The following is a 22,338-nucleotide window of genomic DNA, read 5'->3' as shown; positions in this document are numbered from 1 at the left end:
CCAAGGGGTGGAGCCTGCTGGGGCCGGCCCGTGTAGGAGCCGCTATGGCGGCGAGACACTCCGGCGGGAAGCCGTCATCAGCCAGCTGTTATAAGGCGTGCGCCCGAACAGGGGCCGGAATTCGACGCCGATCCCCCTCGGCTCCAGGACGCCGCGGATATCGTCCGCGGTCGGGAAATACTGCGCGCCGCCCGGGATCCAGCCCACCGCCTTGATGAACTTTTCTTCCCACACCGTCGCCCGGTAACGCCACGAGGCGTCGCGGATGACGTTACGCAGGATCAGTACCCCGTCGTCGGCCAGGTGGTCCACGGCGAACGTGAGCAGTTCCGCCTGACGCTCGCGCGGGAGGTAATGCAGCACGTCGAGCATCGCCACGTGGCCACGGACGGGCTGCGGCGTGACGGCGTCCGCTTCGCGCAAGGCGATTTCGTCAGCCAATCCCGCGCGCTCGGCGGCGTCCCGGCCCATGGCAATCTTGCGGCCGTCGTGATCGAGGCCGACGTAGCCGTCGAGGACGTCGCAATCGTGCAGGTAGTGGCCAAGCAGACCCAGCCCGCAGCCGATGTCGAGCAAGGGAAGGCGTCGACCGGCGATGGCTCGCGCCGTCGCGCCGTAAACGGGATCGGTGGCCAGCTTGCCGTGGATGTAGATCCGATCGCCGCGGCGACGGAACCGGGCGGCAATGCGTCGCCTCGTGCGGCTGTCGGGAATCATGCGGATCTCCGTCCGTCGGAAGGGCCGGGGCGAAACGTCGCCCCGGCCCTGGATGCTACCGCTGCTGCTGCGGCCTTGCGTTTGCCTTGCTGACGTAGGCGCCATATTCGCCCTCGTCCACCTTTCCGTCGTGGTTCGTGTCCGCTTCGTTGAAGTGGGCCCGCAGCTCCTTGAGTGCATCCACGTCCTTGGGCACGTCGCCGCGACGGAGGGGCTTGCCATCGTTGAGGCTAGAGAAGGCGGGAGCGCCGCTGTCCCCGCTGGATTGCGGCGCACTGGCCTGCGCGAAAGCGAGACCGGTGCCGAGGCTTGCTAGCAATGCGAATGAAACGATCGATCGCGAGTACTTCATTGAGTCCTCCGTCTGTCGTGAGAAGGCCAGTGTAACGAGACACTGTCATGGCGCCGTGAGGCGTCCGTTCGATCTTAGCGCTGTGCTAGCCTCGCTGGCGCCCGATCGTTGAGGAAATTCTCATGCCGCTTCTCGCCGCGCTGCGCGAACTCGATCACACGCAGCGGCACACCGTGCTGGCCAGCTTCCTGGGCTGGACGCTGGACGCCTTCGATTACTTCCTGCTCACCTTCGTCATCCTCGCCGTGGCACACGAATTCAACGTGCCAAAGCAGGAGGTCACGTACGGGCTGTTCCTGACGCTGGCGGCGCGCCCGATCGGTGCGTTGCTCTTCGGACGGCTGGCGGACCGCTATGGTCGCCGCCCCGTGCTCATGGTCGACATCGTCCTGTTCTCCGTCCTGGAACTCGCCTGCGCGTTTTCGCCCAGCCTCGGCGTGTTGCTTGGCCTGCGCTTCCTCTTCGGCATCGCCATGGGCGGCGAGTGGGGAATCGGTGCCTCGCTGGCGATGGAATCGATCCCCGCGAAGTCACGTGGTTTCGTGTCAGGGCTACTGCAAAGCGGTTATCCCTGTGGCTTCTTCCTCGCCGCACTGGTCAATTGGTTATTGGTCGACGCGATCGGATGGCGCGGCCTCTTCATCGTCGGGGCGGCGCCGGCGTTGCTGGTGCTCTACATCCGCCGCAAGGTGCCGGAATCGCCGGTGTGGGAAGGGCGGCGCCACCAGGCTCGGGAGAGTGTCTTCGTTTCCATGCGCGGGAACTGGAAGCTGTTCGTCTACCTCATGCTGCTCATGGCGGCGTTCAACATGTTCAGCCATGGCTCGCAGGACATGTACCCGACCTTCGTCCAGACCCAGCTCAAGATTCCCGCGGGCTCGGGCACGGCCTTCATGCTCACGGCGCTGCTCAACCTGGGCGCCCTCGCCGGAGGCCTGACCTTCGGCTCGCTCTCGGAACGGATCGGACGGCGCAAGGCGATCATCATCGCGGCGTTGCTGGCGATCCCCGTGATCCCGCTATGGACCTACGGCGGGTCATTGCTCCTCCTCGGCCTCGGCGCCTTCCTGATCCAGGTGATGGTGCAGGGGGCCTGGGGCGTGGTGCCCACCCACCTCAACGAGCTGGCGCCGGACGCCGTGCGTGGCACGCTGCCCGGCTTCGCCTACCAGATGGGCAATCTGCTCGCCGCCATCACCGCCACCGCGCAGACCTGGCTGGCCGAGCGCCGGGGCGGCGACTTCGCCTTTGCCATGTCCACCTGGATCGCCGCGGTGGCGCTCCTGCTGGCCCTGCTCACGTGGCTCGGGCCGGAAGCCCGCGGCGTGGGCTTCGGACGCCCCCGCGAGCCGCGTGACGGCGCGGCCGGGCGCGGCTAAAATCCCCCTTTTTCCTCGGGTAGAAACCAACATGCAGGCTGGCAAGGACAAGGTCATCTCGTTCCACTATTCCCTCACCGTGGACGGCGAGAAGGTCGAAAGCTCGATCGAAGGCGGCGAGCCGCTGTGGATCCTGCTGGGCCATGGCCAGCTGATCCCCGGCCTGGAAGCCGGTCTCGAGGGCAAGTCGGTCGGCGACGCGTTCGACATCGAGATCGCGCCGGAGCAGGGCTACGGCCCGCGCCAGGAGGGCATGACCCAACGCGTGCCGAAGAAGTACTTCCCGCAGCAGGGCAAGGGCCTGAAGGCCGGCGACAGCACGGTGCTCTCGTTGAAGGAAGGCGGCAACCGGGTCGTCGTGGTGCAGAAGGTCGGTTCCAGCGTTGTCGACGTCGACCTCAACCACCCGATGGCCGGCAAGACCCTCACCTTCCACGTCGACGTGCAGTCCGTCCGTGACGCATCGGAAGAAGAAATCGCCCACGGGCACGCCCACCCGAACGGCGACGGCGCGCACTGAGGCGGGCACGGCACAGATAAAAAAACGGCGCCCATGGGCGCCGTTTTTCTTGGCTGACGGTCGTTTCGCTCAGACCACCGATTCGCCGTTCACCGAGATCTCGACATCGATGTTGCCGCGCGTCGCGTGCGAGTACGGGCAGATCTGCTCGTGCGCGGTCTTGACGATGTCCTTGGCGGTTTCGTTGTCGACTTCGGGGAGGCTGACTTCAAGCTTTGCCTGGATCGCGAAGCCGGAGCCTTCGCGCGGACCGATGCTCACGCTGCTGTCGACATGCGCGCCTTTGACGTTCACCTTCCGCTGACCGGCGACGAAGCGCACGGCACCTTCGAAGCAGGCGGCATAACCGACCGCGAACAACTGCTCGGGATTGGTGCCACCACCGTTGCCGCCCATCTCCTTCGGCAGGCGCAGGTCGACCTTGATCTGGCCGTCGTCGGTTTCCCCATGGCCTTCGCGACCGCCTTCGACGTGGGCATGCGCGGTGTAGAGGACTTTCTGTACCTTCGAAATGTTGCTCATTGCACTGTCCTTGGATCAGGTGAGGGGTCAGTTCAGAACGCGTCGCCCATAAGCGAAGTTCTCTTTCCAGTAGGCGCCGTCCAGGTCGTCCAAGCGTACCGTGCCGCCCGAGTTGGGCGCATGCACGAAACGACCCTTGCCGACATAAACGCCTACGTGCGTGATATGGCCGTGGCCGAAGAAGACAAGGTCGCCGCTGGCGAGTTCCCCTTCGCGGACCTTCGGTTTGTCGAGGGCGGCCATCTCGGCGGAGGTGCGCGGCAGGCGAAGTCCGGTCGAGGTCATGTAGATGTAATTGATCAGCCCACTGCAGTCGAAGCCGCCCTGCGGGGTGTTCCCGCCCCAGCGGTACGGCGTGCCGACCAGGCCGATGGCGCGGAAGAGGACGTCGTTCGCGGCGTCGGCGGGTGGGGCGGCGGCCGGCGTCATCGACCAGGTGAGGTTCTTCGCGATGGGCACGGCGGAGGCCGGGTTGCGACGTTGCGACGACGACGGCTTGTGCGGGGCGCTGCCGCAGGCGGCCAGGAGGACGACGATGGTCGTGACGGCCGCCGCGCCGAGGCAGGTGCGGAAGCGAGGGCGGTGTCGGGCTGGATGCATCGTGCGTTTCCCTGTCGGCGTCGGGCGAAACGAGGGTATCAAATCAAGGGGTTGCAAGGAATAGCTGCCAAAGAGCGCGAATTCCAGGCCGTCGGGGCATCTGGTACGGTGTCGCCTCCCCACACCAGGAGCGAGGCATGACCGCGGAAACCTTCGACCTCATCGTGATCGGCGGCGGATCGGGCGGGCTTGCCGCGGCGATACGAGCGTCGAAACATGGCGCGAAGGTCGCATTGCTGGAGCCGAAGGAGCTCGGAGGGACCTGCGTCAACGTCGGATGCGTACCGAAGAAGGCCATGTGGTATGCGGCGCAAATGGCCGAGGCCCAATACATCGCCGTCGACTACGGCTTCCACGACAAGCCAGGCAGCCTGGACTGGCCGCGCTTCATCGAACGCCGCGACGAGTACGTCCAGAGAATCCGTGACAAGTACGCGCAGACGCTCGACACCAGCCATATCACCCGCGTCCGCGAGTACGGCCGCTTCCTCGCGCCAGACCGCATCAAGGCGGGTACCCGCGAACTGACCGCGCCGCACGTGATCATCGCTACCGGCTCCTCGCCGAACCGACCGGACAAACCCGGGGTCGAGCTCGGCATGACGTCCGATGAGTTCTTCGACCTGAGGGCCTGCCCGCGGCGCGCCGCGATCGTCGGTGGTGGATACATCGCGGTCGAACTGGCCGGCGTGCTCCGCGCCCTGGGCTGCGACGTGGACATGTACGTGCGTGGCCGGCTGATGGGCGGTTTCGACGAGGAGATGGCCTACGGCTTGGGCGAGGAGATGCGCAAGCACGGCATCAACATCCGCTACGGGTGCCAGATCGAGGCGGTGCACGAGAAAGATGGCGTGCTGCTGCTCGACTGCGACCGCGGCGAAAAGCCCGGGCCGTACGACGCGCTGATCTGGGCGATCGGCCGGAATTCGAACACCGCCTCGCTCGACATCGGCCGCATCGGCCTGCGCACCGGCGAACACGGTCACGTGGAGATCGACGACTACCAGAACACCAACGTGCCCGGTGTGTACGCAGTGGGTGACGTGACACAGCGCATGCAACTGACGCCCGTGGCCGTCGCGGCGGGGCGCAAGCTGGCCGACCGGCTGTTCGGCGGCAAGCCGGACGCCAAGCTGGATTACCAGAACATTCCCAGCGTGGTCTTTTCCCACCCGCCGTTGGGCACGATCGGCATGTCCGAGGAGCAGGCCCGCGAGCGGTACGGGGCCGACGTGCACCTCTACAAGCAAGCCTTCATCCCCATGCAATTGGCGCTGGCCCACCGGCCCATGAAAACGCTGTTCAAGCTGATCTGCGTCGGCGACGACTCGCGCATCGTGGGCATGCAGATGTTCGGCCCGGGCGTCGATGAGATCCTCCAGGGCTTCGCCGTGGCCATCAAGATGGGCGCGACCAAAGCCGACCTCGATGCCACCCTGGCCGTCCATCCCACGGCGGCGGAAGAGATGGTGCTGATGGGGGATCGCGTGCCCGGATGAGCGGTACACTGCCGGCATGAGCCCGTATACCTTGCATCGCGGCAGCGCGCCGCTCCTGATCAGCCTGCCGCACAACGGAAGCGCGATTCCCGACGAGCTTGCCGCGCGCATGAAGCGCCCAGCACGCCGCTCGCCCGACACAGATTGGCATGTGGCTGAGCTGTACGACTTCGCCCGGGACATGGGGGCGAGCGTCATCCGGCCGTTCGCGTCGCGTTACGTGATCGACCTGAACCGGCCGGCGGACGGCCATGCGTTGTACCCGGGGCAGAGTGAGACCGGCCTGGTTCCCACGATCCTGTTCAGCGGCGAAGCGATTTACCGACCGGGTGCCGAACCCGACGCCAACGAGATCGCCGATCGCGTGAAGCGCTGGTGGAAGCCTTACCACCGCGCGCTCGCGGACGAGCTTTCCCGCCTCAGGAAAGCGTTCGGTCGCGTCGTGCTGTGGGAAGGCCACTCGATCCGCAGCCACGTGCCGATGCTCTTCGAAGGCCGCCTGCCGGACTTCAATCTCGGGACGGCCGATGGCGCCAGTTGTTCGCCCGCCTTGCAGGCGAAACTGGCGGCGCTGCTCGAACGGCAGGACGACTACACGCACGCGGTGAACGGGCGCTTCAAGGGCGGCTACATCACGCGCAACTACGGCCAGCCCGAGCAGGGCATCGAGGCCGTGCAGCTCGAACTGGCGCAGCTCAACTACATGGACGAGGACTCGTTCGAATACCTGCCCGCAAACGCCGCCAACGTGCAGCTGCTGATAGCGGAGATGCTGAAGGCATGCCTGAAGCATGCCCGCGCTGCTTAACAAGGCATGATGCGAACCGAGTTTCTGTTTAAGCGAACGCCGCCACGCATTTCAGTTCGATCGCGATCGGCGTCGGTAACGCGTTGACCTCCACGGTCGTCCTGCACGCATCGACCCCGGCAAATGCTTCCGCGTACAGGCGATTGAAGGTCGCGAAATCATGCGCCATGTCGGTCAGGTAGACCGTGACGTCGACGAGGTCTTCGAATCGTGCGCCGCTGGCCTCCAGCACCGCGCGGACATTCGCGAACACCTGCCCGCATTGCGCCTCGATATCGTAGGAGAGCAGGTTGCCGTCGGCGTCCATGACGTTCCCCGGAATCGCGTTCGTCGCAGGCTCGCGCGGCCCGATCCCGGAAAGGAACAGCAGCTGCCCGACACGCCGGGCATGCGGATAGGCGCCGACAGGGGCGGGTGCGCGGTCGGCGCGGATGATGTCATTGACCATGGTCGATGCAGATGTTCCTGGCTTCGGTGAAGAAACGCATGGCTTCGAACCCGCCTTCGCGGCCCACGCCCGATTGCTTCGTGCCGCCGAACGGCGTGCGCAGGTCGCGCAGCATCCAGCAGTTGACCCAGACGATGCCGAAGTCGAGTTTCGCCGCGAAGCGGTGCGCACGCGATACGTCGCGGGTCCAGACGGACGCGGCGAGGCCGTAGGGTGTCCCGTTCGCGATGGCGAGCGCCTCGTCCTCGTTGTCGAACGGAATGAGCGTGACGACGGGGCCGAAGATTTCTTCCTGGTTAGTCGCGGTATCCGGCGCCAGCCCCTCGATGACGGTCGGCTCGATGAACCAGCCATCGGCGCAGCGGCCGCCGACGGCGACCCGTCCGCCACCGGTGAGGACCGTGCCGCCCTCGGCGCGGGCACGCGCGATGCAGCCACTGACTTTCTCGAAGTGGGGCTGCGATACCAGGGCGCCCAGGTCGCTCCCTGCGTCACGCGGATCGCCTACGCGCAATGCGCGCACGCGCTGCAGGTACGCCTCGCGGAAGCGCTCGTAGATGGTACGTTGCACGAGCAGCCGCGAACCGCAGAGACAGATCTCGCCCTGGTTGGCGAAGCCGGAGCGCACGATGGTCGCCATGGCCGCGTCGCTGAAATCGAAATCGTCGAAGACGATGGCCGGATTCTTCCCGCCGAGCTCGAGCGACACCTTCTTCAATCGCGGCGCGGCGGCCGTGGCGATCGCCAATCCGGTGCGCGTGCTGCCGGTGAAGGAGATGGCCTTGACGTCGTCGTGCGTCACGATGGCCTCGCCCACCGCGGGACCCGTGCCATGGACGATGTTCAGCACGCCCGCGGGGAAGCCCGCTTCCTCGACAAGGGTGCCCAGCAGCCATGCCGTGTAAGGCGTGACTTCCGAGGGCTTGGCGACCACCGTATTGCCGGCCGCCAACGCCGGCGCGATCTTCCAGGTGAAGAGATAAAGCGGCAGGTTCCAGGGACTGATGCATCCCACGACGCCGAGAGGCAGGCGTAGCGTGTAATTGATCGCGCCATGCGCCATGGCGTGCGACTCACTGCTCCACTGTCCGGCCGCGGCGGCGAAGAAGCGCAGGTTGGCGACGGCGCGAGGGATGTCGAGCGAACGGGCCAGGGCGAGCGGCTTGCCGCTGTCCTGCGACTCCGCCTCGGCAAAGGCCTCCAGTCGCGCCTCGATGCCGTCGGCCAGGCGCTGCAGGCAGCGGGCGCGCGTCTCGGCAGGGAGTCGTGCCCATCTGGGCGCGGCGCGGGTCGCCGCGTCGACGGCGGCCGACACGTCATCCGCGCCGGAGTCGGGACAGCGGGCGAACGGTTTTCCGACCGCCGGATCGACGATATCGAGGTACCCGCCGCCGAGCGGGGCGCATGGCTTGCCGTCGATGAGGTTGGAGAAGACGAGCATGGTCGCCTCAGTTCAGCGCGCGGGTGCGCCCGCCGTCGATGGCGATGCTGGTGCCGTTGACGTAGCCGGCAGCGGGGCTGGCGAGGAAAGCCACCATCGCGGCGATCTCCGCGGGTTCGGCGAAACGTGCGGCGGGCACGCTGGCGAGGAGGCCACGTTCCACTTCCTCGCGCGTGCGCCCGGCCTTCACGCTCGCCTCGACCAGTGCTTCCAGTCGCGGTGTGCGGGTGTACCCGGGGAGGATGTTGTTCACGGTGATGCCATCGGCCGCGACCTCGCTCGCCAGCGTCTTCGCCCAGCCGGCCATGGCCGCGCGCGTCGTGTTGGAGACGCCGAGGTTGGGGATGGGTTCCTTCACCGAGGTCGAAATGATGTTCACCACGCGCCCGTAACGCGCTTCGCGCATGCCGGGCAGGCACGCCTGGGTCATGACCTGCGCCGCGATCACGTGCTGGCGGTAGGCGGTCAGGAACGCGTCGGGCTCGGCGCTCCACACGGGACCGGGCGGCGGGCCGCCGCTGTTGTTCACCAGGATGTGGACGGCGTGGTCGCCGACGATCTCGCCGACAGCCGTGGCGAGGGCCGCCGTGTCGAGCATATCCACCGCGACGTGGCGATGCTTCTGGCCGGGATGGCCCGAGGGAAGTTCGGCGGCGAGCGCGGCGAGCGCGTCGGCGGAGCGGGAGAGGAGGGTCAGGCTGGCGCCCAGTTCGGCCAGCTCGAAGGCCGTGGCGCGGCCCAGGCCCTGCGAGGCGCCACAGACCAATGCGTGACGACCGGTAAGACGAAGATCCATGCGGCGCTCCCCAGGACAGTGGACGGGCGGATCAGCCCTGTTTCATCGCCCACCACTGTATCGCCATTGCGATGAACCAGCACGGCCAGGCGAACCACGGCGCAAGGCGCCACACGCGCTGCCAGCGGTTCAAGTCGTCGTCGTCGAACAGGGCCGGCGCGTCGGAGCGCAGCACGCGACGCATGCGCAGCCAGTTCGCCATGCCGTTGGGGCGGCCGGTGTCCGCCTCGACGATGGTGTTCCACTGGTCCGGATAGCGCTTGCGCAGGAGCGCGGTGAAGCGCCACTGCGCGATGAAGTGCAGGACGAAAAACGCGACCGCGCCCAGGAGGAGGAAGAGGTACAGGTAAACGGCGGTCTGCATGGCCGTCAGCTGCCCTTTTCCTTGTCTTTCTCGTTCGTCTCCGGGTCCTTGCCCAGCAGGTCGGTGGTGACGACGCTGCGGATCGTGGAGATCACGCCGTTGCCCTGTTCCGCCTTGGAGCACACCGCGTTGTTGATCGCCCGCTTGTACGTGTCGTTCTGCATGCCGACGAAGAGGACGCCGTCCGGGCCATGGGCGATCTTGAAGCTGCCCGCCGGATTCATCTTCACGGGCGCCTCGGCCGAGAAGGTCGTGGGCGATTGTTCCCAGTAGGTCTGGCTTCCCTGCTGCTTGGCCGACGAATACACCACGAGGTAACGGGCCTTGTCGTCCATGACCTTGAACTTGCCGAAGGCGCCCGTGGTTTCGCTCGTCCAGCCGATGTACTCGCAGAGCTGGATGTCTTCCGAATGCAGCGGTTGGAAGGCGTCGTCGAGCACTACGACCGTCGGGGCGAAGAGGTAGCTCGAGCTCAGCCAGCGGCCATTGAGCTCCGACTTCATCGCGATCGTGTACGGCAGTTGCGCGCCCTGCGGCAGGCGGAAGGCCAGGAAGTAGCTACGGTCGCCGTTGAGGTTGGCGACCGGGCTGTCCTTGCTCAACTCGAAACGCTGCGGCTGCCACGGCAGCATGTCCTGGTAGGACAGGTCGGCGAAGCTGCCGCAGCAGGGGGCGGCCCCTTCGAGCGTCTTCCGCGCGACATCGATCGCGTTCGTCGAGTTCTCCGGCGGGCGGAAGTTCGGCGGCACGATGGAGCGGCAGGCACCCAGCGCAAGGAGGACGAGGGCGAGGAGCAGCGGGCGGAGCAGGGAAGGGGGCATCATGAGGTTTCGTTGCTAGAACTCGGCACTCCCTGCCGCACGAGGATAAGGAATGGCGTCGCGGATGTTCGACAGGCCGCACACGTAGACCAGGAGGCGTTCGAAGCCGAGGCCGAAGCCGGCGTGCGGCACGGTGCCGTAGCGGCGGAGGTCGCGGTACCAGTCGTACGTGGCCTTGTCGAGGTGGAACTGGTCCATGCGCCGATCGAGGTAATCGAGGCGTTCCTCACGCTGCGACCCGCCGATGATTTCGCCGATGCCGGGCGCGAGCACGTCCATGGCCGCCACGGTCTTCCCGTCGTCATTGAGGCGCATGTAGAACGCCTTGATCTGTTCGGGGTAGTTCATGACGACCACGGGACGGCCGATATGTTCCTCGGCGAGGTAGCGCTCGTGCTCGGTCTGCAGGTCGACGCCCCAGGCGACGGGGTGTTCGAACTTCTTGCCCGACTTCTGCAGGATCGACACTGCCTCGGTGTAGTCGATGCGCTCGAACGGCTCGGCGATGAATGCTTCCAGGCGCGAGATGGCATCCGGCTGGATGCGCTCGGCGAAGAACGCCATGTCGTCCGGGCGCTCGTCGAGCACGGCCTTGAAGATGCCCTTGAGGAACAGCTCCGCGAGATCGGCGTTGTCGTTGAGGTCGGCGAAGGCGACTTCCGGCTCGACCATCCAGAACTCGGCCAGGTGGCGCGTGGTGTTGGAGTTCTCGGCGCGGAAGGTGGGGCCGAAGGTGTAGACCTTGCTCATAGCCAGGGCGTAGCCCTCGACGTTGAGCTGCCCGGATACCGTGAGGAACGCCTCGCGGCCGAAGAAATCCTTGCGGAAGTCGATCGCGCCCTTGTCGTCCCGCGGCAGGTTGGCCAGGTCGAGCGTGGACAGGCGGAACATGTCGCCCGCGCCCTCGGCGTCGGACGTGGTGATGATCGGCGTATTGATCCAGAAGAAGCCGTGTTCCGTCAGGATGCGGTGGATCGCCGTCATCATCGTGTGGCGGACGCGGGTGACGGCGCCGAAGAGGTTCGTGCGCGGGCGCAGGTGGGCGACCTCGCGGAGGAACTCCATCGAATGCTGCTTGGGCTGGATGGGGTAGGTGAGCGGGTTCTCGACGAAGCCCGTGACGTCGATCCGGGTTGCCTGGATCTCGTAGGCCTGGCCCTTGCCCTGCGAAGGCACGAGCTTGCCGGTGGCAATGACCGCGGCACCGGCCGAGAGGCGCTTCACGTCGGTCTCGTAGTTGGCGAGATCGGCCGTGGCGACCACCTGGATGGGCGCGAAGCAGGAGCCGTCGCTCACGTTCACGAACGAGAGTCCACCCTTGGACTCGCGGAGGGTGCGCACCCAGCCCCGGACCGTGACCTCATGTTCCCCCGCACTCGTGCCGCCGGCGAGGGCCTGCTTGACGCTTACCACCGTCATCGATTGAAACTCCAGGTTGGCGCCGCATATAGGCGCGTAGGACGCGACCCTGCATGATAATGTAAGGTCCGCGTTAACGGCACCGTTCTTCGGTATACCACGGCAAGAAATCGTTTTCATGATACAGATCACTCCCGCCGCATCCGAGCGCATGCGCGCCTTCCTGGCCCGGTCCCCCGAGGCCCCGGGCGTCCGTTTCGCCGTGAAACGCATGGGTTGCTCGGGCTTCGGCTACGTCGTGGACCTGGCCGGCGAGATCGCCGCCGAGGACCGCGTCCTCGACATCGACGGCATCCGCGTGGTGGTCGACCCCAAGAGCCTGCCCCTCGTGGACGGCACCCTGATCGACTTCCAGCGCCAGGGCCTCAACGCCTCTTTCGTCTTCCACAACCCCAACGCCACCGGCGAATGCGGTTGCGGGGAGAGCTTCACCGTTTCCTGAGAGGCTTGCCGCTACCCCCGGTTTCTCCTTACAATGCGCGGCTGGCCCTCTCCAAAGGAGGGTCTTCTTGCCTCACCGCCATGCGCGGGAGGCTGCCATCCCCGTGAAGGGGTGCATCCACAAGGAGCCACCATGCGTCATTATGAAGTCGTGTTCCTGGTCCATCCGGACCAGAGCGAACAGGTGCCCGCCATGATCGAGCGTTACAAGACGCTGATCGAAGGCGACAACGGCAAGATCCACCGTCTCGAAGATTGGGGCCGCCGCCAGCTGGCCTACCCGATCGAGAACCTCGCCAAGGCTCACTACGTGATGCTGAACATCGAGGTTTCGCAGAACGCCCTCAACGAGCTCGAGACGGGCTTCCGTTTCAACGACGCCGTCCTGCGCCACCTCGTGATCCGTCGCGACGAGGCCGACACCGAGCAGTCCTTCATCCTGAAGAGCAAGGAAAAGGACGAGCAGAAGGGTTCGCGTCGCCGTGACGACGACAGCGATGGCGACGACCGCCGTGGCGGTCGCGACAACGACAACGATCGCGACAGCGACGACTAATCGGGGATCACAGCCATGTCCAAGTTTTTCCGCCGCCGCAAATTCTGCCGCTTCACTGCCGAGGGCGTGAAGGAGATCGATTACAAGGATCTCAACACCCTGCGCCAGTACGTCACCGAGAACGGCAAGATCGTCCCGAGCCGCATCACCGGTACGAAGGCCCGCTACCAGCGCCAGCTGGCGACCGCGATCAAGCGCGCTCGCTTCCTCTCGCTGCTGCCGTACACCGACAACCACGACGTCTGATCGTCGCGCGCCCTTCCTAGGGAGGGCGCTCGTTGAACGACACTCGGACAACCAGTTTTGGCTGCACGGGGCCCATTCCGTGCTAACGATAAGGAACACCCATGGAACTCATCCTCCTCGAGAAGGTGAAGAACCTCGGCAATCTCGGCGACAAGGTCAACGTCAAGCCGGGCTACGGCCGTAACTTCCTCCTCCCGACCGGCAAGGCCGCTCGCGCCACCGCCGACAACATCGCCGCGTTCGAAGCCCGCCGGGCCGAGTACGAAGCCAAGGCCAAGGACCAGCTGTCCGGCGCCGAGGGTCGTGCCGCCAAGCTCGAAGGCGCCGAGGTCACGATCGAAGTGAACGCCTCGCCGGAAGGCAAGCTGTTCGGCTCGGTCACCCCGCGTGACGTGGCCGAAGCCCTGACCGCCAAGGGCTTCGAAGTCGACAAGAGCGAAGTGATCCAGGCCGAAGGCCCCTTCCGCAACACCGGTGAGTACGAGGTCGCTATCGTCCTCCACGCCGACGTGCAGCAGACGGTCAAGGTCAAGGTCGTCGCAGCGTAAGCAGCGATCCACCTGCGATCCGAAGACGGGCGCCGAAAGGCGCCCGTTTTCTTTTCTACACACAAGTTATCCACAGACTTATCCTCTCAACGGGTGAGACAGGTCCGCGTATGATCGCCCTCACGGCCCGCCGTTCCGGTTAGGGTGCCGTCCGCAACACGAGGTAATCCATGTCCTTCAATCCTGCCGAGCGCGGTGAGCGTGGCGACCGCAAGCGCCGTCGCGAGCCTTCCGCCATCGACGCGCTACGTATCCCGCCGCACTCCATCGAAGCCGAACAGGCGGTGCTGGGCGGTCTGATGCTTTCGCCGGATTCGCTGGACAAGGTGGCCGACAAGCTGACCGACGACGATTTCTATCGTCGCGACCATCGCCTGATCTGGCGCGCGATCAACGAACTGGCGAACAAGGGCATGCCTTGCGACGCCATCACGCTGGGCGACTGGTTCGTCGCCAACGACATGGCCGAGATGGTCGGTGGCGCCACGTACCTCATGGAGCTGGCCAATTCCACGCCGAGCGCCGCCAACATCGGCGCCTATGGCGACATCGTTCGCGAAAAATCCGTGCTGCGCCAGCTGATCGATGCCGGTACCTCGATTACCGAGGATGGCTTCCGTCCCGAAGGCAAGAGCGTTTCGGAAGTGATGGAACTGGCCGAGCAACGCGTGTTCCGTATCGCGGAATCCGGCGCCCGCGGCAAGAAGGACATCGTCTCGGTGCGCGAGGCCACGGCCGAAGCGTTCCGCATGCTCACCGAGCGCTACGAGAAGCGGGGCCAGCTCACCGGCCTGTCCACCGGGTTTACCGATCTGGACGAACTCACCTCGGGCCTGCAACCGTCCGACCTGATCATCATCGCGGCGCGTCCGTCGATGGGCAAGACGGCGTTCGCGCTCAACCTCGCCGAGGCCGCCGCCATGCGCGGCAAGAAGGCCGTGGCGGTGTTCTCCATGGAAATGTCGGCGTCGCAGCTGGCCTTCCGTCTTATTTCCTCGCTTGGCCGCGTGCACGCGCAGCACCTGCGCAACGGTGACCTCGCGGAAGAGGACTGGCCGCGCGTCACCTCGGCGATCACCATGCTTTCCGACGCCAAGATCTTCATCGACGACACGCCCGCGATGTCGCCCGTTGAAATGCGCTCGCGTGCACGTCGCCTGCAGCGCGAGCACGGGCTGGGCATGATCGTGATCGACTACCTGCAGTTGATGCAGGTGCCCGGCAACTCGGAAAACCGCGCGACGGAGATATCGGAGATTTCCCGCGGACTGAAGGCATTGGCGAAGGAGCTCAACGTGCCGGTGATCGCGCTGTCGCAGCTCAACCGCTCGCTGGAGCAGCGCGCCGACAAGCGTCCGATGATGTCCGACCTGCGCGAATCCGGCGCTATCGAGCAGGACGCGGACGTGATCATGTTCATCTACCGCGACGAGTACTACAACAAGGAATCCGCGGACAAAGGACTCGCCGAGATCATCATCGGCAAGCAGCGTAACGGCCCCACCGATACAGTGAAGCTGGCCTTCCTCGGCCACTACACGAAGTTCGAGAACTGGGCACCCGACTCGTACGTGGGCAGCTTCGACTAAGCGGGGCCCGGTGGGAGCGGACCCTGTCCGCGATGGGGCGGAGCGATGCGACGCGGGACGATGAGGCGTAGTCTGTCGTCAACGCGGAGGCTCGCCATGCACGCCGACCACTACGACGTCCTCATCATCGGCGCCGGGCTCTCCGGCATCGGCATGGCCTGTCGGCTCGCGTTGGCCTGTCCAAACAAGCGCGTGGGCATCGTCGAGCGCCGCAAGGCCATGGGAGGCACCTGGGACCTGTTCCGCTACCCGGGCGTGCGCTCGGACTCCGACATGTTCACGTTCGGCTTCGGCTTCCGCCCGTGGAACGAACTGAAGGTGCTGGCCGATGGCCCGTCCATCCGCGAGTACGTCGTCGACACAGCCCGCGCGTTCGATGTCGAGGACAAGATCATGTTCGGCCTGCGGACCCTCGGCGCCAGCTGGTCCTCCGCCGAGCGGCGTTGGACCGTGCATGCGCGGCACGACGACGGCTCCGACCGTGTCTTTACGTGCGCTTTCCTCGTCGGCGCCACCGGCTACTACGACTACGACCAGGGCCACGTCCCCGACTTTCCCGGCCGCGCAAACTTCGCCGGGCATTTCGTCCACCCGCAACACTGGCCGGCCGATCTCGACTGGCGTGACAAACGGGTCGTCGTCATCGGTAGCGGCGCCACGGCCATCACCCTCGTGCCGGCGCTCGCGAACGAAGCCGCCCACGTGACGATGCTGCAACGTTCGCCCGGCTACATCTTCTCGGTGCCCTCGCGCGATGCGATCTCGGCCGTGCTGTTGCGACTGCTGCCAGCGAACGTCGTCTACAGCCTTGCCCGTCGCAGGAACATCCTCCTGCAACGCGTGCTCTACAAGGCAGCGAAGCGCTGGCCGTCGCGCGTGCGGTCGATCCTCCTCGGGGCCGTACGGCGCCAGCTCGGCAATGCGCCGATCGACGCCTTCACACCCTCGTATGCACCGTGGACGCAACGTTTGTGCGTCGTCCCGGACGGCGACCTGTTCAAGGCGATGGCCGCGGGCAGGGCGTCCGTGGTGACCGACGAGGTGGCGGGTTTCGACGGCGCCGCGATCAGGCTGGCGTCGGGCAGGACACTCGACGCCGATATCGTCGTCAGCGCCACGGGCTTCAACCTCCAGGCCCTCGGGGGCATGCGCATCGACGTCGACGGGGTCCCGCGCGATCCCGGGAAGACGCTGACCTACAAGGGCGTGCTGCTCGACGGGATACCGAACCTCGCCGTGCTGTTCGGCTATATCAATGCATCGTGGACGCTGAAGGTCGACCTCGCCGCGCAATACGTGTGCCGGCTCCTGCGCCACATGGACGAGCGGGGCGCAGCCACGGCGACGCCGCGGGCGCCGGAGCACGAGGCGCTAGAGGCATGCATCCTCGACGAGCTGCGCGCTGGCTATGTCGCCCGCGGCGAGGCATCGATGCCGAGGCAGGGGAGGCGCGGTCCGTGGCGCGTGAGCCACCGGTACGAGTGGGATCGGCGCACGTTGCTGCATGATGCGATCGAGGACCCCGCTCTGAGCGTGACCTGAGCCCTGGGCGGGGTGTGCGGTGCACAGCCCCCGACCCGTGAATGCCCGTGGGAAGTGCGCTGGCGCGCGAAGGGGAGCTTGCGGCGGGCATCCATTCGCGCGCGCTCCCCGCAGTTACAAGATAACCTCCGCGTGTCAATCGAGGAGAGATCGCCCATGTTCCGTTCCAGTTTGATGCTCGCTGCCTGCCTGATCGCAGCGAATGCTTTCGCCTCAGAACGCATCGCTCTGCCTGATCATCCGTCGGCGGAACAACGCGCGGATCTCGAACGCCTCCTCAACGACTGGCCGGGACTCCAGCGCTACGCCGCCGAGAATGCCGCCCTGCCGCCGGCGAAACCCGACGAGAAGCGCATCGTCTTCATGGGCGACTCGATCACGGATTTCTGGGGCCGATCGGTCGGGACGTTCTTTCCGGGTCGTGGCTACATCAATCGCGGCATCAGCGGACAGACCACGCCGCAGATGCTCGTTCGCTTCCGCGCGGACGTGGTGGCGCTGAAACCGGCGGCGGTGGTCATCCTTGCCGGGACGAACGACATCGCAGGGAACACGGGTCCCGCGACACTCGCGACGATCGAGGACAACCTGGCGTCGATGGCCGACCTGGCTCGTGCGCACGGCATCCGTGTGGTCATTGCGTCGTTGCTGCCGGTGCACGACGCCGTGGTGAAAGACCAGACGGTGCGGCGACCGCCGGAACAGATTCGCGCGCTCAATGCCTGGATCAAGGCGTATGCCGCGCGGGAGCACCTGGTTTTCGTCGACTATTACGCGGCCACGGTCGACACGCGCGGCGCGTTGAGGAAGGAACTTAGCGACGACGGCCTGCATCCGAACGCGGCGGGTTACCAGGTGATGGCCCCACTCGCGCAGTCGGCAATCGAGCAGGCGCTCGACGGCAAAGTCCGATGAACGATGGCGGACCGCGCCGTGCCACTTTTAGGACGACATCCTAAAGACGTTCGGGTTGGCGTTTCTTAGGATGTAGCCCGCCTCGAACCGGGCGCATTCAAAGGATAGAACCGACCATGCATCTTTCCCTAACGCGTGGCGCCGCTGCTGCGCTCTTCCTCGTTGCCCTGAGTCAGCCCGCCCAGGCGGGGCTGCCCTTCTTCAACAAGAAGAACAAGGAGCACGACGCCAAGGTCGCGCAGATCCCGCATTGCACGAAGAAACTCGGCTCCATTTCAGTTATCGAGCCGGAAGCTTCCCTGAACTGGTGGACGGGCAAACAGCTCCCCGCGCCCAGCAAGCTCATCAAGGTGTTCGTGGCGAAGTCGGGCTGCTTCACCCTTGTCGACCGCAGTGCCGGCATGGACGCGGCGATGCGCGAACGCGCGCTGGCCTCGGGTGGCGAACTCCGCGGCGGTTCCAACCTCGGCAAGGGACAGGTGAAGGCTGCCGATTACGTGCTTGTCCCCGATCTGGTCGACAGCAACAGCGATGCGGGTGGCAGCGCTATCGGTGGCCTCGCGCAAAGCCTCCTCGGCGGCAAGGCGGGGCGCCTCGCCGGCTCTGTCAGCTTCAACGCCAAGACGGCCGACGTCACTCTCACGGTCACCGATGTGCGCTCTTCTGAGCAGATGGCGATGGTCGAAGGGCACGGCGAGAAGAACGACATCGGTTTCGGCGGCAGCGGCCAGCTCTGGGGTAGCCAGAGCCTCGGCGCGGCGGGACTCGGCGGATACACGAATACGACGCAGGGTCAGGTCATCACCATGGCCTATCTCGATGCTTATACGAAGCTGGTTTCCGAACTCGGCGGCCTTCCGGCCGACGCCTCGGCGGCCAACAGCCGCCAGTCCGGCACCATCCGCGTGCCTTCCCGCCTTTCGGCGCGCATGGACGGCAAGGGCAAGGCGCTCCGCTCGCTCCAGCCCGGCATGCTGGTCTACCCGACGGGCGACAAGGTCGGGCTTATGTGGGAAGTGGAGGACGAGCACGGCAATCGCGGGTGGGTGTCCTCGGCGGACTTCGACCTGGCGAAATGACCTTGATGTGAGGGCACCCAGCGGTTTGCCTTCCGGCCGCCACATGGTTGCCTGTTCGTTGCGGATAGACTGGGCGGTCAGTCGCTGCCAGTGCCCTCCAAACGCCATGAGTCGTACCACCGTCGCCACCATCCACCTGGGCGCCCTCCGCCATAACCTCGCTCGCGTGAAGGCGCTGGCCGGGCCTGCCAAGGTGATGGCGGTGGTAAAGGCGGACGCTTATGGTCATGGTCTGGAGCGCGTGGCGCGCGCGCTCGACGACGAGGCCGAAGCCTTCGCCGTGGCCGCCATCGCGGACGGCCTCCGTCTTCGCGCGGCGGGGCACCGGCAGCGGATCGTCGTGCTGTCGGGGCCGGACACGCCATCCGACCTCGTGGAAATGCAGCGCCTCCGGCTCGACGCGCTCATTCACCACGAGGCGCAGTTGCCCTGGCTAGCCAAGGCCGATCCGGCGCGCGGGCCGCTGCGCGTGTGGATCAAGGTCGATACCGGCATGCACCGCCTCGGATTCCCGCCGGAGCGGGCCCGGGAAGTCCACGCCAGCCTGGCGGCCATGGCGGTTATCGAGGGCGAGATCGGCCTCATGACCCATTTCGCCTCGTCCGAGGAGTTCGAGGGGCGCGACACGGCGGTCCAGATCCAACGCTTCCGCGAGGCCACCGACGGTCTGGTCGGCCCTCGTGCCCTGTCCAATTCCGCGGCCGTCCTTGGTTGGCCCGACGCGCGCGGCGACTGGGTGCGCACGGGCGGCCTGCTCTACGGCCTTTCGGTCGTTGACGGACGATCGGGGGCAGACTTCGGTTTCCGTCCGGCAATGTCGCTGACGACGCGGCTGGTGGCCATCAACCATCTCGTGAAGGGCGAGCGCGTCGGCTACAACGGCACGTACGCGTGCCCGGAAGACATGGCCGTGGGTGTCGCCGCGATTGGATACGGCGACGGCTATCCGCGAAGTGCCGCCGCGGGCACACCGGTGCTGGTCAACGGTCGTCCTGCGCCCTTGGTGGGCCGTGTGTCCATGGATCTCATCACGCTCGACCTGCGCGCGGTGCCCGACGCGCGCGTCGGCGACAAGGTGACCCTCTGGGGCGAGGGCTTGCCAGTCGAGACTGTCGCTGCCTCGGCGGGAACCATCTCGTACGATCTGACCTGCGGCATGACGCGGCGCGTGCTATTCGTCGAAGACGAATCCTGATCGCGCTCCTTGCGACGCATCCGCGTTATACATCGCGCTCCGCCAGAGGAAACCCCGAACGATGGCCAAGGCCAAGACCGCCTACGTCTGCACCCAGTGCGGCGCCGAACACAGCAAGTGGCAGGGCCAGTGCGCCGAATGCGGCGAGTGGAACGTGCTCTCGGAGTTCGTCGTGCAAGCGGCGAAGCCGAATGCGGTCTCGACCGGCGCGCGGCGCGGCGGCTACGCGGGCGAGGCGGCGGGTGCGCCTCGCATCACGCCGCTGACCGAGGTCCTGCTCACGGCCGAAGCTCGCACGAATACCGGTATCGGCGAGCTGGACCGCGTGCTCGGCGGCGGCCTGGTGGACGGTTCGGTAGTGCTGATCGGCGGGGATCCCGGTATCGGCAAGTCCACGCTGCTGTTGCAAATGCTGGGTACGCTCGGCGCCAGCCTGCCCAGTCTCTACGTCACCGGCGAAGAGTCGCTCGGCCAGGTCGCGGGGCGCGCGCAACGACTCGACCTGCCACTCGGTCCGCTGCATGCGCTGGCGGAGACCTGCATCGAGCGCATCCTCGAACAGGCCGCGTCGGCACGGCCGCGCGTGCTGGTCATCGACTCGATCCAGACCATCTGGACGGAGCTGCTCACGGCGGCTCCCGGCTCGGTCAGCCAGGTGCGCGAATCGGCCGCGAAGCTCACCCGCTTCGCGAAGGAAACCGGTACGTCCGTGTTCCTCGTGGGCCACGTGACGAAGGAGGGCGGCATCGCCGGCCCGCGCGTGCTCGAGCACATGGTCGACGCGGTGCTTTACTTCGAGGGCGAATCGGGCAGCCGCTTCCGTGTCCTGCGCGCATTCAAGAACCGTTTCGGCGCGGTGAACGAACTGGGTGTGTTCGCGATGTCCGAGAAGGGCCTGCGCGAAGTGCCGAATCCGTCCGCCATTTTCCTGTCCGCGCACAGTGGTCCGACGCCGGGCAGTGCAGTGATGGTCACCCGCGAGGGCACGCGGCCGCTGCTGGTGGAAGTGCAGGCGCTGGTCGACCAGTCCTCTCTGGGCAATCCCCGCCGCGTCGTCCTGGGGCTGGAGCAGAACCGCCTCGCGATGCTGCTGGCGGTACTGCACCGACACGGCGGCGTCGCGGCGTATGACCAGGACGTGTTCGTCAACGTCGTCGGCGGCATTCGCGTGCAGGAAACGGCATCGGACGTTCCCGTGCTGATGGCCGTGCTCTCGAGCTTGCGCGACCGCCCCCTGCCGGAGAAGACGATCGCGTTCGGCGAGGTCGGTCTTTCCGGCGAGATTCGGCCCGTGCCGAACGGCGAGGAGCGATTGAAGGAAGCCGCGACGCACGGCTTCCGTCGTGCCGTGGTTCCCGCCGCGAACGCGCCGAAGCGCGGGCGGGTGGGTGAGATGGAAGTCATCGGCGTCGAGCGCCTGTCCCAGGCAATCGACGCGAGCCGGGAATCGTAGAAGCACGCGAGAGGGAGCCGATCCGGTCGGCAATAGCAAACTTACCGCGAGGCACCCGGCGCCAATAGGGTCGGCTCCATCGGCGGACTCCTACGGTGTGCGGTGCAGGATCAGCTCGAGAACGGCCTTCGTTCCGAAGAACGCGAGCAACAGGATGCCCATGCCGATCAGCGTGAGGTAGACCGCACGGATGCCGCGCCAGCCGTACTGCCAGCGTCCCCAGAGCAGCACGCCGAAGACGACCCACGCGATGATCGACAGCACCGTCTTGTGCACGAGGTGCTGGCCGAACAGGTCGCCCACGAACAAGGCGCCGGTGACCAGGGTGAGGGTGAGCAGCACGAAGCCCGCGGCGATCAGGCGGAACAGCAGTACTTCCGTCAGCGTGAGCGGGGGCAGGGCACGCAGCCAGTGTCCGAAGCGGCTGCGGCGCAGCGCGCGCTCCTGGATCGCGAGGAGGATCGCCAGCGCGGCGGCGATGGAGAGGATGCCGAACGCGAAGACGGCGATCGTCACATGCAATTCGATCTGCCAGCTCATCGACTCCGGCGCCGTGCGCGGCGCGAGGAAGGCGTCGATGGCGAGGAGGGCGGCCGAGAGCGGAAAGACGAGGATGCCGAGACCCGCGATGGGGCGCGACAGGTTCACCACGATCGTCAGCGCCGAGGCGATCCACGCGACGAGGGACAGGGCGGCGAAGAAGTGCAGGTCGAGCGTCCCGCGGTGCGCGGTGAGCAGGAGGGCGCCATGGGCCAGCGCGGCGAACGTCGCCAGGGTCATGCCCACCCGCGCCAACGGCTGCCCACCCGTCGCGAGCGGCCGGGCGAGGACGCCTGCCGCGGACAGGTACAGGACGACGGCGGCCAGGGAAAGGGCGGTGACGATCATGGGGGCGCAGTGTGGCATAGAGCGGCGCGGTTTTAGGAGCGGCGCGGTTGTACGAGCCGCGCGTTGCAGGAGCCGCTATAGGGCGAGGACAGCCGCCTCATGACTTCAGCGCTCTGTTGGCTTCTCGCCGCTATAGCGGCTCCCACAAGAAAAGTGGCGGGTCGAAGGTTCAGCTATAATCCGTGGTTTACCGCATCTTG

The 22,338-nt window shown here is 66.2% G+C and carries 25 protein-coding genes; 14 read left to right on the top strand and 11 right to left on the bottom strand.

Annotation, left to right across the window (positions count from 1 at the left end; all coding sequences use genetic code 11):
* Positions 1 to 42: 42 nt before the first annotated feature.
* Together ACQKIE_RS15780 and ACQKIE_RS15775 are read right to left on the bottom strand one after the other, a co-directional pair.
* On the bottom strand, positions 43 to 717 hold the full coding sequence (locus tag ACQKIE_RS15780; protein ID WP_427460803.1) for an SAM-dependent methyltransferase: 675 nt from the start codon (positions 715 to 717) through the stop codon (positions 43 to 45).
* A 55-nt stretch (positions 718 to 772) separates the two neighbouring features.
* Positions 773 to 1,069, bottom strand: a complete 297-nt coding sequence (locus ACQKIE_RS15775; RefSeq protein WP_427460801.1) for an EF-hand domain-containing protein — start codon at positions 1,067 to 1,069, stop codon at positions 773 to 775.
* Positions 1,070 to 1,191: 122 nt separating this feature from the next.
* Here ACQKIE_RS15775 and ACQKIE_RS15770 point away from each other — a divergent pair, with 122 nt between their 5' ends.
* Both ACQKIE_RS15770 and ACQKIE_RS15765 read left to right on the top strand, forming a co-directional pair.
* A complete protein-coding gene (locus ACQKIE_RS15770) occupies positions 1,192 to 2,448 on the top strand; it encodes an MFS transporter (RefSeq protein ID WP_427460799.1) in 1,257 nt (418 codons plus the stop codon).
* 31 nt (positions 2,449 to 2,479) lie between these two features.
* Positions 2,480 to 2,968, top strand: a complete 489-nt coding sequence (locus ACQKIE_RS15765; protein WP_427460797.1) for an FKBP-type peptidyl-prolyl cis-trans isomerase — start codon at positions 2,480 to 2,482, stop codon at positions 2,966 to 2,968.
* Positions 2,969 to 3,037: 69 nt separating this feature from the next.
* On the opposite strand, the gene ACQKIE_RS15760 is transcribed toward ACQKIE_RS15765, so the two are convergent.
* Together ACQKIE_RS15760 and ACQKIE_RS15755 are read right to left on the bottom strand one after the other, a co-directional pair.
* Positions 3,038 to 3,490, bottom strand: coding sequence for an organic hydroperoxide resistance protein (locus ACQKIE_RS15760; RefSeq protein ID WP_427460795.1), 453 nt, complete (start codon positions 3,488 to 3,490; stop codon positions 3,038 to 3,040).
* A gap of 27 nt (positions 3,491 to 3,517) precedes the next feature.
* Complete coding sequence (locus ACQKIE_RS15755) at positions 3,518 to 4,090, bottom strand: C40 family peptidase (RefSeq protein ID WP_427460793.1); 573 nt, start codon at positions 4,088 to 4,090, stop codon at positions 3,518 to 3,520.
* A gap of 137 nt (positions 4,091 to 4,227) precedes the next feature.
* Here ACQKIE_RS15755 and gorA point away from each other — a divergent pair, with 137 nt between their 5' ends.
* Both gorA and hutG read left to right on the top strand, forming a co-directional pair.
* Positions 4,228 to 5,589 carry a glutathione-disulfide reductase gene (gorA, locus tag ACQKIE_RS15750; RefSeq protein ID WP_427460791.1) on the top strand — a complete coding sequence of 454 codons (1,362 nt, stop codon included), beginning with the start codon at positions 4,228 to 4,230 and terminating at the stop codon, positions 5,587 to 5,589.
* Between the two features lie 16 nt (positions 5,590 to 5,605).
* Complete coding sequence (hutG, locus tag ACQKIE_RS15745) at positions 5,606 to 6,397, top strand: N-formylglutamate deformylase (protein WP_427460789.1); 792 nt, start codon at positions 5,606 to 5,608, stop codon at positions 6,395 to 6,397.
* A gap of 28 nt (positions 6,398 to 6,425) precedes the next feature.
* Here the strand turns inward: hutG and ACQKIE_RS15740 are convergent, their stop codons facing one another.
* The 6 genes from ACQKIE_RS15740 to asnS are packed head-to-tail and all read right to left on the bottom strand — an operon-like array spanning position 6,426 to position 11,686.
* On the bottom strand, positions 6,426 to 6,845 hold the full coding sequence (locus ACQKIE_RS15740) for a RidA family protein (RefSeq protein WP_427460787.1): 420 nt from the start codon (positions 6,843 to 6,845) through the stop codon (positions 6,426 to 6,428).
* Positions 6,835 to 8,286, bottom strand: coding sequence for an aldehyde dehydrogenase (locus ACQKIE_RS15735; protein ID WP_427460785.1), 1,452 nt, complete (start codon positions 8,284 to 8,286; stop codon positions 6,835 to 6,837). Before ACQKIE_RS15735 ends, ACQKIE_RS15740 begins: the two co-directional genes overlap by 11 nt.
* Before the next feature lie 7 nt (positions 8,287 to 8,293).
* Positions 8,294 to 9,082: an SDR family oxidoreductase gene (locus ACQKIE_RS15730; protein ID WP_427460783.1), complete on the bottom strand. Its 789-nt coding sequence runs from the start codon at positions 9,080 to 9,082 to the stop codon at positions 8,294 to 8,296.
* Between the two features lie 31 nt (positions 9,083 to 9,113).
* Complete coding sequence (locus tag ACQKIE_RS15725) at positions 9,114 to 9,446, bottom strand: hypothetical protein (protein ID WP_427460782.1); 333 nt, start codon at positions 9,444 to 9,446, stop codon at positions 9,114 to 9,116.
* Positions 9,447 to 9,451: 5 nt separating this feature from the next.
* Positions 9,452 to 10,270: a MalM family protein gene (locus ACQKIE_RS15720; protein WP_427460780.1), complete on the bottom strand. Its 819-nt coding sequence runs from the start codon at positions 10,268 to 10,270 to the stop codon at positions 9,452 to 9,454.
* 12 nt (positions 10,271 to 10,282) lie between these two features.
* A complete protein-coding gene (gene asnS, locus ACQKIE_RS15715; protein ID WP_427460778.1) occupies positions 10,283 to 11,686 on the bottom strand; it encodes an asparagine--tRNA ligase in 1,404 nt (467 codons plus the stop codon).
* Between the two features lie 118 nt (positions 11,687 to 11,804).
* On the opposite strand from asnS, the gene ACQKIE_RS15710 reads away from it, so the two are divergent.
* From ACQKIE_RS15710 to radA, 10 genes are all read left to right on the top strand, one after another.
* Positions 11,805 to 12,128 (top strand): HesB/IscA family protein, encoded by a 324-nt coding sequence (locus ACQKIE_RS15710; protein ID WP_427460776.1) that lies wholly within the window; start codon positions 11,805 to 11,807, stop codon positions 12,126 to 12,128.
* 132 nt (positions 12,129 to 12,260) lie between these two features.
* Positions 12,261 to 12,683, top strand: a complete 423-nt coding sequence (gene rpsF, locus ACQKIE_RS15705) for a 30S ribosomal protein S6 (RefSeq protein WP_166699056.1) — start codon at positions 12,261 to 12,263, stop codon at positions 12,681 to 12,683.
* A gap of 15 nt (positions 12,684 to 12,698) precedes the next feature.
* Complete coding sequence (rpsR, locus tag ACQKIE_RS15700) at positions 12,699 to 12,929, top strand: 30S ribosomal protein S18 (RefSeq protein ID WP_029214018.1); 231 nt, start codon at positions 12,699 to 12,701, stop codon at positions 12,927 to 12,929.
* A 101-nt stretch (positions 12,930 to 13,030) separates the two neighbouring features.
* Positions 13,031 to 13,477 carry a 50S ribosomal protein L9 gene (rplI, locus tag ACQKIE_RS15695; protein ID WP_427460773.1) on the top strand — a complete coding sequence of 149 codons (447 nt, stop codon included), beginning with the start codon at positions 13,031 to 13,033 and terminating at the stop codon, positions 13,475 to 13,477.
* A gap of 170 nt (positions 13,478 to 13,647) precedes the next feature.
* Entirely contained in the window at positions 13,648 to 15,066 is a 1,419-nt protein-coding gene (locus ACQKIE_RS15690) for a replicative DNA helicase (RefSeq protein WP_427460771.1), read from the top strand.
* 96 nt (positions 15,067 to 15,162) lie between these two features.
* The gene (locus tag ACQKIE_RS15685) at positions 15,163 to 16,608 is read left to right on the top strand and encodes a flavin-containing monooxygenase (RefSeq protein WP_427460769.1); all 1,446 of its coding nucleotides are present in this window, start codon (positions 15,163 to 15,165) and stop codon (positions 16,606 to 16,608) included.
* Between the two features lie 156 nt (positions 16,609 to 16,764).
* Positions 16,765 to 17,523 carry an SGNH/GDSL hydrolase family protein gene (locus tag ACQKIE_RS15680; RefSeq protein ID WP_427460767.1) on the top strand — a complete coding sequence of 253 codons (759 nt, stop codon included), beginning with the start codon at positions 16,765 to 16,767 and terminating at the stop codon, positions 17,521 to 17,523.
* 116 nt (positions 17,524 to 17,639) lie between these two features.
* Entirely contained in the window at positions 17,640 to 18,602 is a 963-nt protein-coding gene (locus ACQKIE_RS15675; protein ID WP_427460765.1) for a CsgG/HfaB family protein, read from the top strand.
* Positions 18,603 to 18,708: 106 nt separating this feature from the next.
* Positions 18,709 to 19,797: an alanine racemase gene (gene alr / locus ACQKIE_RS15670; protein WP_427460763.1), complete on the top strand. Its 1,089-nt coding sequence runs from the start codon at positions 18,709 to 18,711 to the stop codon at positions 19,795 to 19,797.
* Positions 19,798 to 19,858: 61 nt separating this feature from the next.
* A complete protein-coding gene (gene radA, locus ACQKIE_RS15665; protein ID WP_427460761.1) occupies positions 19,859 to 21,250 on the top strand; it encodes a DNA repair protein RadA in 1,392 nt (463 codons plus the stop codon).
* A 90-nt stretch (positions 21,251 to 21,340) separates the two neighbouring features.
* On the opposite strand, the gene ACQKIE_RS15660 is transcribed toward radA, so the two are convergent.
* Positions 21,341 to 22,138 (bottom strand): cytochrome C assembly family protein, encoded by a 798-nt coding sequence (locus ACQKIE_RS15660; protein ID WP_427460759.1) that lies wholly within the window; start codon positions 22,136 to 22,138, stop codon positions 21,341 to 21,343.
* Positions 22,139 to 22,338 lie beyond the last annotated feature (200 nt).

Source organism: Luteibacter sp. NPDC031894 (assembly GCF_050273135.1).
Lineage (GTDB): Bacteria > Pseudomonadota > Gammaproteobacteria > Xanthomonadales > Rhodanobacteraceae > Luteibacter.
The sequence above is the reverse complement of the archived record's forward strand: the minus strand, read 5'-3'. Positions and strand labels throughout refer to the sequence as shown.